This is a genomic window from Bacteriovorax sp. HI3 (genome assembly GCF_059738875.1).
Genome location: NZ_AP026946.1, coordinates 3,392,697 through 3,405,304 on the forward strand (window position 1 = coordinate 3,392,697; position 12,608 = coordinate 3,405,304).

Sequence of the window (12,608 nt, forward strand, 5' to 3'; positions counted from 1 at the left end):
AGGAAATATGATTTACGCAGACTATAACGGCAGTGCTCCCCTTTCTCCTCCAGTAAAAGAGTATCTTTTAAAGAGACTTGAAAAAGGACCATTTGCTAACCCAAATGCTATTCATCACCTTGGTGCTAAGACACTTATGGGAATGGAGAATGCGAGGGCGGTTTGCGCTAAGGTATTAGGCGCTGATTATGACCAGGTTATTTTCAACTCTGGGGCCACGGAAGGGATCTCAACTGTCTTCCACAGCATTTTAGGCTGCGACAAAAACACGAAAAAAACCATCATCATTTCTGGAATCGAGCACTCTGCCATCATCAACACAGCTAACTACTACGCTTCTGAAAAAGGCTACAATGTAAAAGTTCTTCCAGTCACTAAAGACGGCGTGGTTGAACTTGAAACACTAAAGAAGTGGATCGCTGAAGAAAAAACGAATATCGCTATGGTTTCGATCATGGCCGCAAACAACGAAACTGGTGTTATCCAGCCATACAAAGAAATCAACGATCTTTGTAAGTCTAACAACATCCCTTTTCTTTGCGATACAACTCAGTTCATCGGTAAAACTCGCTTCAACTTCAAAGAATCAAACTTCGACTACGCTGTTTGCTCTGGCCACAAGCTAGGAGCAATGACGGGAACTGGGATTCTTTTAGTTAAAGACGCGACAACTCTAAAACCATTAATCATCGGTGGAGGCCAGGAAAAAGGTCACCGCGGTGGAACTCAAAACTATCTTGGAAACGAAACTCTTGCCGTTGCCTTAACAGCGATCGACAGCGTTTTAAATAACCTTAATGCTCTTGCAGAAAAGAGACTTGAATTTGAAGCTAAGATGAAAAAAGCTTTCCCGAATGTTGTCATTATCGGGGAAAAAGCTCCAAGACTTGCTTCGACAACGTACATTTCATACCCAGGTATTCACGGGCAAGCGGTGCAAATTGAACTTGAGTCTCAAGACATCTTTGTAACCACTTCTTCTGCCTGCTCTGACAATATGCCAGTGACTTCTAAAGTTCTACGCGCCATGGGCGTTGAAGACGATGTTGGTCGCGGTGTTGTTCGCATCAGTCTTTGCCTGAACTCGCCTCTTGAGTACTACGACCAACTGGCAGATGCACTGACAAAAGCTTATACAAAACTGACTAAGGTAAAGAGCTTCTAATGACAAAACTTAAATTCCAGTTCCTTCTTATCCTCGCAATGCTGGTAGTGGCTTCTTGTTCAAGCTCACAGAAAAAAAACAGCGTTTCGATTTCTTCAGCAAGCACTGGAGTGGTGAAAAACCACAGCGTTCCTTTCCCGCTTTACCTGACAAATAAAATTGAAGCGAGAGAAGCAATTGTCGATAAAACAAACGAGAATGTTTTTATCGTTCACACTGGTCACTTACTAAAGGCCAACGCTTCAAAAGCTCAAAACATGGCCGTTTTAGACTCTTTAACTGGCAAGGGAATCGATCTGGTTAATCTTTCAATCGAAGATTTCATCATCGCTGATCAACAAGAAATCTCTTTTGAGAAATACCCTCAAAAATTCTTAAACAGCTCTGTTGTCGACTTAAACGAAGACAATATTATCGCTAAATCTAATATCGCTCCTTACGTCATCCACGACGGCGTCGCACTGATCGGGCTTTCAGATAAAAACATCGATAAGCTTCTTTCAATGGATAAATTTTTAGTAAGCGACTACGTCCTGGCCATCCTTCGCGCCAGAAAAGCTGCGCTAAAAGACCCGCAAGCGACGAATCCGGAGAGGCCACTGACTTCATTTGTGATTGTTCATACGATGGGTGCAGACATCAATGAAGTGATGGAAAGACTTCCGCCTAATTTCATTAACTCACTGGCAGACTAAGATTTTATCGGCGTTAAGCACCGGCTCTAAGTCACTTTGACAAATCCCCGCCTCTTCCTCTGGCACGACTTTTACCCCGCGCGGGCAAGCTGGTTCATTTTTTTCTCCACAGTGATTTTGTCCGCAGAATTTTGATCCACCTTGTGGGCATTGGAAATCGACGACTTCATACCAACCATAACGGCAATCACCACAGCGGTTTTCACCTACGGTCTCGCAGTTTTTATTCACTTGCTGGCATCTAATGGCCGTCCCTCGGCTAAAGCGGTCTGAGATCTTTCCAAGGTATCTGTTGCTGCCAAAATCAAAGCTGTCATCGTTTAAACGCAGAAACTTTAATCCGCTAATCATACTTCTTTCAGTCAAGGCCTTGTACTTTTCGTGAACCAGGCCAGACTCAATATTAGGCATTGGGATTTCAATTTTCTTTTTCTCTTTTTGGTAATCAAAATCTAGTGCGAGTTTAAAACGTGTGAAGCTTACAGCTAAGTTTGATAATCCTTGAAGCTCAAGGAGTTTCTCTCCTCTTTCTGCTGTCTCCGGGCAATTTTCCAGGTTCTTTAACACCATCACCTTTAGGCTTCCAATGATTTCTTTATAAGGAACCGTGTAGTAAAGGCATTGGCGTATTTGGTTAAGTCCACCTTTTGCCGGTAGAGTGACAGAAACGACGAGTTGCTCAAAACCAGGAGGTCTAGAGATTATTTCACCAGAGTTTTTAAGGCCATCGAGAGCCGTTGTATAAATCCACTCCTCTGAAAGCCTTAAATCCATTTCTGCGACACTCATCTTGTCGTTACTTTTCACGCAAGAAACAAGTAGAACAAGAATAAGTAGGTTTAGGATTTTCATTGCATCACCTCGCGCATACAACGAAAGCCTACCTGGAATTTCTCAACGGCAACAAAAGGATTAAGTCCTCTGAAATCAAAATTCCTCAGGTCAAAGCCTTCTCCATCCCATCCGGCGCGAAAGCCTAATTTGTGCCATGAAGATTTTGAATCAAAATAAAACGATGAAGCTTTCAAATTGCTGTCGGGATCAATTGGATTTCTAAATGCTTCGAACACTCCGCCCATTGAATCGCGCAGTCCTGACCAGCTTGGCTCTGTAGAATTTAAGCTATAGGCCTTTTTACTTAAGCAGTCTTTAGAGTAAATCAAGTTACAGTCTGACTTATACTCACTCGCTTTTTTCGTCCAATAATAAGGCGAGCGCAGGTTTCTCTTTGGGATTTTATCTCCCAAATCCATTGGAAGAAATGTAGCGGCATCAAAAATATGAGCAAGCATGACTTGTCTGCCCTTAAAAGAACAGTAGTTCTCCATTTGATTAAACGTTAAATCCACCGCAGGAAGAAAGAGGTCATCTCCCTTTTTTTCTCTTAGCCCACGAGTAAAATCAGGATTCCCAAAACGAATCCATTGGTTGATTTCTCCATTGGTCACTAAATGTGTATCGAAATAAATATGGCGGTTGAAATTATCAAAGCGGTAGTCTTCCGCATCTTTTTCCTGAACCTGCTCACCGTAAGCGTAAGCTCTCTGCTCTAAATAAACTTCCTGGCACTGATCTTCTAAAAAAATATCGAGTTTTCTTTTTGTCGCCGGGTCTTCAATAGTCATCGCCACGCCAACTTCGCGAAGTCCACCATAAGAACTATTGGACTTCGTCAGATAACGGTAAGGAAGATTTTTAACTTCTTCCAGGTTTATGATTTTGTAATTGAGATTTTTTGAAAATAAAGCGTGGCACTGAAGCAGAATCGGGTTACAGCGCAAAAGTGATTCATCAAACTTTTGATTCACTTCCAGATACTTCAAACAATCGGCCTTCATCAGGCTCCATTCGCGAGACTCTTCCCCCTCAATCCACATGCGATGAATCTCTGAAGAGTTTTGAATAAGGCGATTTAAACCAGCTTTTTCTTGAACAAAATAATCAGGTTTATCGCTTTTCGGAAGTCCTTTCATGAAAACAGCAATTCCGGCACCAATTAGGACGGCACAAAGAGCTACTGGAACAATGAACCTTTTGAAATTTTTCATAAGAGATTACAATATAACTAACAATGCCCTCAAAGGAAATACACTTATGAGTTATCAAGATTGGATTAATCAAGCTTCTGAACAAAGCGATGCAAATTTAGAAACACTTTCATTTTCTGATTACATGGACGTTTTCGAAAAAAACGCAAAACTAGAATGTCGTCCTACGTATGAATATATCCGCGACATGCTTAACCACTACGGTGTTAACAGCGATGGATCATTTAAACTTTTTGGAATGAAACACCCAGACTCTCCTGCTGTTCACGGGCAAGTAAAAGTGCAACAAGCACTTTACCAAAACCTGGTGAATTTCAGCGAAGAAGGATTTAACAACAAGTTCATTCTGCTTATTGGACCTAACGGTTCTTCAAAGTCATCTCTAGTTAACAAGATGATCAAAGGTTTGGAAGAGTACTCTGAAACTGAATCAGGAAAACTTTATTCTTTCAGCTGGATCTTCCCGCTAGACACTTATGTTAAGGGTTCACTGGGATTAACCAGCACTATCCGCGAAAGCCAGCATGGAAGTTTTGCTTACCTGGAAGATAAAGAAATTTCGGCCATCATGCCAAGTGAACTCAAAGATCATCCGCTCTTATTAGTTCCAAAAGAGCACAGACAAAAACTTATTGAAGAAGCGCTTAAAGGCGATGAAAGACTTCTGGCCTCAATCAGAAAGTCTTACTTATACCGCGGAGACCTCTCAAAAAGAAACCGCATGATCTACGATGCCCTTTTAAAAAATTACAAAGGCAAACACCAGGAAGTGCTAAAACACATCAGAGTTGAAAGATTCTCAATCAGTAAACGTTACTCAACTGCAGCTGTAACAATTGAGCCTCAAATCCACGTTGATGCTCGCATGCAACAGATTACGATGGATAAGAGACTAGCAAGTCTTCCACCAAGCCTTCAGTCATTGAACCTCTTCTCTCTACAAGGTGAAGCTGTCATGGCCAACCGTGGGGTGCTTGAGTACTCTGACCTTTTGAAACGTCCACTTGATGCTTACAAATATCTTTTAATGACAATGGAAACCGGCTCAATCAACCTGCAAGGGATTTTAACTGAACTGGATATTTTCTTTATCGGAACTTCAAATGAAATCCACCTTGCTGCTTTTAAACAGCACCCGGACTTCAATTCATTTAAAGGAAGATTTAACTTCATCACAGTTCCTTACCTTCTCGACGTAAGACATGAAGAGAAGATTTATTCTGAACAAGTTGAAGGGATCAAGGACCGCTCTCACTTCTCACCTCACGCACTAAACGCTCTTTGCTTCTTTGCAGTGATGTCGCGTTTAAGAGTTTGTCAGACAAAAAACTACAACGATAAAAAATTGGCCAATATCGCTACAAACCTCAACCCACTTGAAAAAGCTCTTTATCTTGCAGGAATGGAGCTTCCAGAGAAGTTAGACGTTGAATCAAAACAAATTTTAAAACAAGGTTTTGATGAAATCGTAAATGAATACGTTAACGATAGCTTATACGAAGGAAAGTTTGGTCTTTCTCCTCGCGATGTTAAGCACATTGTCTTCAGGCTTTCTTCACTTCATAAGAATGTGACGTTCGTCGAGGTGCTTGAGTACCTTCAGCACTTAATTCAAAAGAAGAGTGAATACGACTTCCTGAACATGGCCCCGCAAGCGGATTACCACAATCCGGCCCGCTACCTGGAGCTTATTAAGGAGCACAACCTAAATAACTTCGACCGCGAGCTAAGAAGTGCTCTTGGACTCGTAGACGACCGTTCATACGAAGACTACATCCGCCGCTACATTGAAAACATCAACGCTTTAAATAAAGGCGAGAAAATCAAAAACACAGCGATGGGGAAATTCGTTGACCCGGATGACTTCTTCATTAAAGAATTTGAAGCAGCTATCGGTCTAAAAGAAGACTCAAAAACATTCCGCTCACACTTACTGTCAAAACTTGGAGCTTACTCACTTGATAACCGTGGTAAAACTCTGATTTACACTGACGTTTTCCCTGATCTTGTAGACCGTTTACAAGAATCTTATAGAAGTGAGCAAAAGAAGATTATTCAAAACATTTCTCGCAATATTGTCTTCTTTGAAGCAGAATACGCCAAAACGTTGGGGCCGGGACAAAACTCACCACTTTCTGATGAAAATAGAAAGTTAATTAAGTCTGTTCTGTCGAATTTAGAAAGCCGCTTTGGCTATACTGAGGGAGCTGCGATGTCGTTAGTAAAATTCCTAATCAAGGAACGCTACTAGACTTTGCACCTTTGTTAAAATGACTGTAATTCATAAAATTTACCGAGATGACCTCTTCGAAGTCCGCCATATGGCGGACGAAGAGCACGATGGCATGAGACTGGATCAGTTTCTTGGTGTCTATTTAGAGTCGTTCTCGCGTGAAATTATCAAAAAGAAAATCAAGAGCGGTGAAATTGAAATCGTGGGTCGCCCCGGGACTCACAAACCATCAAGCCCTATTCATCACCGCGATGAAATCATCATTAAGTTTTATAAAAGCCAATATGAAGACGAGTACTGGAAAGGAAAAAAACTGGAACTTCAGACAACTCCCGATGTTGTTTATGAGGATCAGGATCTGATCGTTATTTCCAAACCAGCTTTCATGTCCACTCACCCGGCCGGAAGACATTTATTTAACTGTGCCACTGTCTTCTTTGAAATGAAATACAATCACACCATTCACTCTCTTCACCGCATCGACCGTGAAACATCCGGCATTTTAATGCTGGGAAAAAATCCGAAGATGGCCACAGAGATGATGGAGCGCTTTGAAGATGATGACGTAAAAAAATGCTATCTCTTTATCGCTAAGATCAAAGATGGCTTTAAGCACCAGGACTATTTTGTCGCAAATGAACGAATGGGCAATCCCGATGAAGGACTAAAGCGCATTTTAGTTCAGTCTTATCCTGAAGATTCATTGGAAGGAAAACACGCCCGTACATTCTTTTATATTTTAGAGAAAAACGATGATTACGTTATCGGCATCGCCTGTCCTCAAACAGGTCGCCAACACCAAATCCGCGTTCATGCTAAGGCCCATGGCATTCCACTAGTTGGAGATAAACTTTATTTGGGTAGCTATGAAATGTTCCAGCGCTTCAAAGATCATTTAGCACAAGAGGAAGATTTCGAAGAAATGGAGCTTCCTCGCCATGCGCTTCACGCTATCGCCTTGAGAATCCCTTACAAAGGTGAAGAAAAGCTCTTTATTACTAAAATCCCTAACGATCTTCGCGAATGGATTGAACAAAAAACGAAGTTCAAACCAAGTGATATTGAAGAAAAGATTCAATTAACGGTGAAAAAATACTACAATAGCTTCTAATGAAGAAGCTATTCGTCCTTGCCTCGATTCTATCGATATTCATTTCAATATCGCTTTCGTTTTCTTGCGAAAGAGGCTACTTTTGTTGTGAAGAGCGCCATTCTTCATCAAGCCAATGCTCTGTATGTGGCACAAGTCCTGAGTCTGCTTACGATATCAAGACAATTCCCCATCACCTCTTTCTTCGCCCGGTTTTTATCGGACAAATATTTTTCCAAGTTATTCACATTGAAGAAATGAACTACATTCCCCCAGTGGATCGACCTCCGACAATCACCGCTTAATACGTCTTTCGTGCTCTAACACTGATTTAGGATTTTTATGAAATTTAAAGATAACTTCACGCTTATTTACCTCGCGTGGCTAGTGAACATCGTCTCCTTTGCCGGATCAATGTACTTTAGCAATTTTATGATGCTGCCTCCGTGTACTCTTTGCTGGTACCAGCGCATCTGTATCTTTCCGCTAAGTATTCTTCTGGCCGTAGGTTTCTTGAAAAAAGATGAAAATGTTTTTTCATATACGATTCCACTAGTCAGTATTGGATGGATTATTTCCCTTTATCACAATCTGCTTTACTACAAGATTATCCCTGAAGCGATTAAGACTTGCACCAGCGGTGTCTCTTGCACCAGTAAACAGATTGAGTTCTTAGGATTTATCACCATCCCTTTAATGGCCTTCACAAGTTTAACTATTACACTTATTTGTCTTATTCTCTTTTACAAAAACACAAGGAAATCTCACTCATGAAAAAAGATATTAAATTTATTCTCCTTCCTATTGCAGCTATTATCCTTTTTGCCGTTACTCTTTGGTATGTTAACGGGAAAAAAGAAGAAGAAATCACAACAGCAACACCTCCTCAAGCTACACTTTTAAGAGAAGGCAACTACACAAAAGGTCCAGCCTCTGCAAAGGTGACAGTCGTTGAATTCTTTGACCCTGAATGCGAAGGTTGCGCAGCTTTTCATCCGATCCTTCAGAAAGTTATTTCTGAGTACCCTAACGATGTTCAGCTTGTTGCTCGCTACATGCTTTTCCACGGCAACTCTCACTTTGCAGCTCTAGCGCTTGAAGGCGCAGGAAAACAAGGGAAATTCTGGGAAATGTACAACTTCATGTTAGAGAGACAAAATGAATGGTCTCACCAGAAAGAACCAGTGAACTCTATTTTTGAAAAGTTTGCTAAAGAACTTAACCTTAATATTGAAGAATTCAACAAGTCGTATGAAGACATCACTTTCAAGGCGGCCCTGGCCAAAGATATGGCCGATGGTCATCAATTGGGAGTTCAAGGTACACCAACATTTTTCATCAACGGCAAAATGCTGATGAGACTGAGCTATCAGGATTTAAAAGAAGCAATTGAATCTGAACTGAAACGTTAACAATTTGAAGGTGTAGTGAGAATTCACTGCACCTTCTTTAACCACCCTGCAACATGAACTAATCCTAACATCACTGGAACCTCTATCAGCGGTCCAATGACTGAAGCGAAAGCTGCGCCATGATTAATTCCAAAAGTAGCAATTGCAACAGCGATGGCCAGCTCAAAATTATTTGAAGCAGCAGTAAATGAAAGAGTCGTCGACTCTGAGTGATTTGCTCCCAATTTTTTGCTCACAAAAAATGATAATAAAAACATTGCGATAAAATAAATTAATAGTGGTATCGAAATTCGGACGACATCTAATGGTAATTCAAGAATTTTCTCGCCTTTTAGAGAAAACATAATAATTATCGTAAAGAGTAAAGCGATTAAGGAAAGAGGTCCAATTTTGTTTGCAACATGAACTTGATACCATCCCTCGCCCCTCATTTTCACAAAAGTATACCTGGTTAAAAATCCTGCCACAAAAGGAATTCCCAAATAAACTCCTACATTTTTAGCAATTTCTTCCATCGAGAACTGAATTTCCAAACCATTTAAACCAAAAAATTTAGGTAAGACTGTAATAAAGAACATCGAATACATGGGGAAAAACAGAATTTGAAAAATAGAATTAAAAGCAACTAAACCTGCACAGTACTCCCTATTGCCGTCAGCTAAATCATTCCAAATGAGAACCATTGCAATACATCTGGCCAATCCAATCAAAATTAGTCCCAACATATAATCAGGATAGTTTTTTAAGAAAATCAACGACAGAAAAAACATCAAAACAGGTCCGATTACCCAGTTTTGAATCAATGATAATAAAAGTATTTTTTTATTTTTAAAGATCTTTCCTATATCCTCGTATTTCACCTTTGCAAGTGGAGGATACATCATAACAATAAGCCCAATTGCAATAGGAATTGAAGTGGCTCCATAGTTCATTGCCTGAATTTGATGTGAAAAACCTGGAATAAATCTGGCAATTAAAAGACCCAAGCCCATGGCGATAAAAATCCAGAGAGTCAGGTAGTTATCCAGAAAAGATAATTTTTTCATCTCTCTTCTCCTATGCGGCAACACTGCCTACTGAAAAGAGAAAACAGATCCGGCTTTAAAATGAGTAAAACATGGATAAAAAAAACGATCAAGGTAGAAATCATTATCTGTTTAATAGCAATTAATGAAACACCACTTAACTTTCTCTCAGCTGAATCTCGATAAATAGAAAAGTCCGAAAACCACAATCCTAAAGACAGACTCCTAAACATCACAAGAGTGCCATGAAGCCAATACTCAAAGCTTGAGAGTCCACCCATTAATCTCCTACTTTCTTTTTCTGCAAACATATCAATTGATTCCACAATGTAATCAATAATTATAATTATACATCCAATCCAAAGCCAGAAACCTGTCGATTCAAAATAGTAAATTAGTAATACTGTAAGAAAAAACAACAAGGCCCTTAAGCTATGAAGGTAGTGCTCCTTACGAGATTCGGGATGTTCATGTAAGCGATAATAAAAAAGATGAATAACAATCCCATCAACAAAGGAAAGTAATGAAAATATCATTAATAAAATAAGAGAAAAATCATAAATATTCATTAATCAACCTTCAATAATTTTACAAATTCGCGAATCTCATCTCTAACTCTTCGGTAATGAGACAAAATCTCTTCTTCGTTTGTTAACCCCTTAGACAATCTTGGTGGGTCATCAAAGCCGACATGAATAATCTTTGCTTTCCCTGGAAAATAAGGACAATTTTCATTGGCGTGTCCGCAAACAGTAAATATAAAATCAAATTCCGCAATACCTAGTTCATCAAGTGTTTTGGAAGTATGAGTAGAGAGATCGACTCCAACTTCTTTCATCACTGCAATAGCACGGGAATTCATTCCGTGCTTCTCAATACCAGCTGAGTAAAAATCAAACTTATCTCCATGGAAATGACGGGCCCATCCTTCAGCCATTTGAGACCGACAAGAATTGCCCGTGCAAAGAAATAGAATTTTAATTTTAATTTTCATATCTTTTTTTAGCAACATGAAGACTTGCTTCTTCCAATCGCGGGTGCGCAACATGCACTTGCATTGCTCTTATTAATTTCTCCCTCAACTGGAAGTTGTTCATGAACATAAAATATTTCCCATGAATTTCCATCCGGGTCTTGTATCCAAACCTTGTCTTGTCTAGCAAAACAACAATTAGTATCGCTTTCAACTAGTTTCACGAGTCCTGATTCCGTAAGCTTCTTTTGCCATTGCATAACTTCATCTGCTGACTCGACTTCGATTCCTAAATGATTAACGCTACTGATTTTTCTCCCATCTCCAGACTGCATTGAAAAATTAAGTGAAGGTGACTCTAAATCGAACTTGGCATAAGTTTCATTCATTTTTTGCGGTTTTACTCCGAATACCTTTTCGTAAAACTTAACTGACTCTGAGACGTTTGAAACATTAATGGATAAATGAGCTCTCATAATTTCTCCTTTTAGCATTTACAACTAGCATCGAAACAATCCATCACTCGGTATTGTTTCATTTCAGCACTTCCAATTTCACAGGCAAGACAAAGATCTTGTAGCGATTTTTTAATTTGCATTAGGTCTGCAATCTTCTGGTCAATTTCTTCTATTTTATGTTCGGCCTTCGTTTTGACCGTGGCACAGGTCGCGCGTGACTTTTGGTTCATTTCAAAAAGATCTTTGATCTCTTTTAAAGTAAATCCTAAATCCTTAGCGCGCTTAATGAAGTTCAAGCGCAAAGCATGGTCTTCGTTATAATAACGATAGCCATTGGCCCTTTTGGCAGGCTCTTTTAGAATTCCTTCACGGTGATAAAAGCGAATGGTTTCTGGATTGATGTCGACAAGTTCTGCTAATTTTTTGATTGTTATATCTTTCATATAACAATAATAAACCCTGTAGTATGGTACAGGGTCAAAGAATTTTTTTAGATATTTTCAGATGAGTTTTTTCGCTCTTTTCCCGCTTTATAATCAACTACTTTTGCATCAAAGTAATTTACACCACTTTTCACTAGTGAGATGGTGGCCAGTAAAAAACCTGTTCCGACAACTATGAAAATCATGCTGCCGCCTATTAAGATATTTTTTCTCATTTTGGGATCGATGCGCTGAAATTTTTGATACAAATAAGACCAGTTGCTCTTAACTTCTAATTCTTTGTTGTGTTGATTCATTATTTAAAGGTACGGGATGATGGGATTTATTTAAAATCGAAAATTGCGAAGTTTTATAGTGTTTTTTTCAAATAATTCAAAACGCCCCAAGGACCAACGTTATCTTCTCCTGTAAGAATCGTCGTCGGTTTGTACTCGAGTCTATCAATGACGGCGGAAATATTTGCCACGCCCACTGAGTTTTTAAATGACTTAAACATTGTCTGATCATTGAGAGAGTCGCCGAAGAAAACACAATCTTTAGCGTCGGTCTCTTTAGCAGCCAAGTAATGCTGAACGGCTTTATACTTAGAGACTTCACCACACCAAAAATTAAGGTGAACATTCGATGTAGAGAAATTGATTTTTTCTTCGCGCAGGTAATCTTCGATATGATGAAAAAGTGTTCCATCCTGAAGATCGTGAAGCTCGATTGCTCTGTCAGTTTTTCTTCCAAATGAATCAACCGAAAGAGGAACGTTCGGGAACTTCTTTTCAAAGTTCACACAAAAATCCGCCAGGCGTTTAACTTCTTCTTTTGAAATCAGGCATTCTTCAGTGATGAATTTTCCATTGCGAGTGACAATCGCTCCCCCACCTTCAACGATAACGTCTGTTAAGAATGGGAAGTGAGTCAGAAGGAAATGGCCCCATGAAAGTGAGCGCCCAGTGACGATAACTAAAGGAACTTGTTTTTTCTCAAGATGAGAAAGAACATCAAAAAAAATGGGACCCAAACCTTCTTTGTAAGTTAGAGTCCCATCAAAATCGCTAAAAACAATTTTAAACAT

16 protein-coding genes are annotated in these 12,608 nt (G+C 39.6%); 7 read left to right on the forward strand and 9 right to left on the reverse strand.

Annotated features, from left to right (window positions below; genetic code table 11):
- The first annotated feature begins 7 nt into the window (after positions 1-7).
- Together AC6JA8_RS16810 and AC6JA8_RS16815 are read left to right on the forward strand one after the other, a co-directional pair.
- The gene (locus tag AC6JA8_RS16810; RefSeq protein ID WP_497974832.1) at positions 8-1,165 is read left to right on the forward strand and encodes a cysteine desulfurase family protein; all 1,158 of its coding nucleotides are present in this window, start codon (positions 8-10) and stop codon (positions 1,163-1,165) included.
- The gene (locus AC6JA8_RS16815) at positions 1,165-1,860 is read left to right on the forward strand and encodes a hypothetical protein (RefSeq protein WP_497974833.1); all 696 of its coding nucleotides are present in this window, start codon (positions 1,165-1,167) and stop codon (positions 1,858-1,860) included. Before AC6JA8_RS16810 ends, AC6JA8_RS16815 begins: the two co-directional genes overlap by 1 nt.
- Here AC6JA8_RS16815 and AC6JA8_RS16820 read toward each other — a convergent pair.
- Together AC6JA8_RS16820 and AC6JA8_RS16825 are read right to left on the reverse strand one after the other, a co-directional pair.
- The gene (locus AC6JA8_RS16820) at positions 1,846-2,712 is read right to left on the reverse strand and encodes a hypothetical protein (protein ID WP_497974834.1); all 867 of its coding nucleotides are present in this window, start codon (positions 2,710-2,712) and stop codon (positions 1,846-1,848) included. The two genes, AC6JA8_RS16815 and AC6JA8_RS16820, sit on opposite strands and share 15 nt — an antisense overlap.
- Complete coding sequence (locus tag AC6JA8_RS16825) at positions 2,709-3,908, reverse strand: hypothetical protein (RefSeq protein WP_497974835.1); 1,200 nt, start codon at positions 3,906-3,908, stop codon at positions 2,709-2,711. The genes AC6JA8_RS16820 and AC6JA8_RS16825 overlap by 4 nt, the downstream gene beginning before the upstream one ends.
- Before the next feature lie 46 nt (positions 3,909-3,954).
- Here AC6JA8_RS16825 and AC6JA8_RS16830 point away from each other — a divergent pair, with 46 nt between their 5' ends.
- The 5 genes from AC6JA8_RS16830 to AC6JA8_RS16850 are packed head-to-tail and all read left to right on the forward strand — an operon-like array spanning position 3,955 to position 8,643.
- Positions 3,955-6,159, forward strand: coding sequence for a hypothetical protein (locus AC6JA8_RS16830; protein WP_497974836.1), 2,205 nt, complete (start codon positions 3,955-3,957; stop codon positions 6,157-6,159).
- A 19-nt stretch (positions 6,160-6,178) separates the two neighbouring features.
- Complete coding sequence (locus AC6JA8_RS16835; protein ID WP_497974837.1) at positions 6,179-7,252, forward strand: RluA family pseudouridine synthase; 1,074 nt, start codon at positions 6,179-6,181, stop codon at positions 7,250-7,252.
- The gene (locus AC6JA8_RS16840; RefSeq protein ID WP_497974838.1) at positions 7,252-7,536 is read left to right on the forward strand and encodes a hypothetical protein; all 285 of its coding nucleotides are present in this window, start codon (positions 7,252-7,254) and stop codon (positions 7,534-7,536) included. The genes AC6JA8_RS16835 and AC6JA8_RS16840 overlap by 1 nt, the downstream gene beginning before the upstream one ends.
- Positions 7,537-7,573: 37 nt before the next feature.
- Entirely contained in the window at positions 7,574-8,005 is a 432-nt protein-coding gene (locus AC6JA8_RS16845; protein WP_497974839.1) for a disulfide bond formation protein B, read from the forward strand.
- Entirely contained in the window at positions 8,002-8,643 is a 642-nt protein-coding gene (locus AC6JA8_RS16850; RefSeq protein ID WP_497974840.1) for a DsbA family protein, read from the forward strand. The genes AC6JA8_RS16845 and AC6JA8_RS16850 overlap by 4 nt, the downstream gene beginning before the upstream one ends.
- Positions 8,644-8,666: 23 nt before the next feature.
- Here AC6JA8_RS16850 and arsB read toward each other — a convergent pair whose 3' ends face one another.
- Genes arsB through AC6JA8_RS16885 form a run of 7 tightly spaced genes read right to left on the reverse strand, consistent with a single transcriptional unit; the run spans position 8,667 to position 12,608 of the window.
- Positions 8,667-9,689: an ACR3 family arsenite efflux transporter gene (gene arsB, locus AC6JA8_RS16855; protein ID WP_497974841.1), complete on the reverse strand. Its 1,023-nt coding sequence runs from the start codon at positions 9,687-9,689 to the stop codon at positions 8,667-8,669.
- Positions 9,686-10,237 carry a hypothetical protein gene (locus AC6JA8_RS16860; protein ID WP_497974842.1) on the reverse strand — a complete coding sequence of 184 codons (552 nt, stop codon included), beginning with the start codon at positions 10,235-10,237 and terminating at the stop codon, positions 9,686-9,688. Before AC6JA8_RS16860 ends, arsB begins: the two co-directional genes overlap by 4 nt.
- Positions 10,237-10,662, reverse strand: a complete 426-nt coding sequence (locus AC6JA8_RS16865; RefSeq protein ID WP_497974843.1) for an arsenate reductase ArsC — start codon at positions 10,660-10,662, stop codon at positions 10,237-10,239. Before AC6JA8_RS16865 ends, AC6JA8_RS16860 begins: the two co-directional genes overlap by 1 nt.
- Before the next feature lie 8 nt (positions 10,663-10,670).
- Positions 10,671-11,117, reverse strand: a complete 447-nt coding sequence (locus AC6JA8_RS16870; RefSeq protein WP_497974844.1) for an ArsI/CadI family heavy metal resistance metalloenzyme — start codon at positions 11,115-11,117, stop codon at positions 10,671-10,673.
- Positions 11,118-11,128: 11 nt separating this feature from the next.
- Positions 11,129-11,542, reverse strand: coding sequence for a MerR family DNA-binding protein (locus AC6JA8_RS16875; RefSeq protein ID WP_497974845.1), 414 nt, complete (start codon positions 11,540-11,542; stop codon positions 11,129-11,131).
- 47 nt (positions 11,543-11,589) lie between these two features.
- Positions 11,590-11,838, reverse strand: a complete 249-nt coding sequence (locus tag AC6JA8_RS16880) for a hypothetical protein (protein ID WP_497974846.1) — start codon at positions 11,836-11,838, stop codon at positions 11,590-11,592.
- Between the two features lie 53 nt (positions 11,839-11,891).
- Positions 11,892-12,608: an HAD family hydrolase gene (locus AC6JA8_RS16885; RefSeq protein ID WP_497974847.1), complete on the reverse strand. Its 717-nt coding sequence runs from the start codon at positions 12,606-12,608 to the stop codon at positions 11,892-11,894.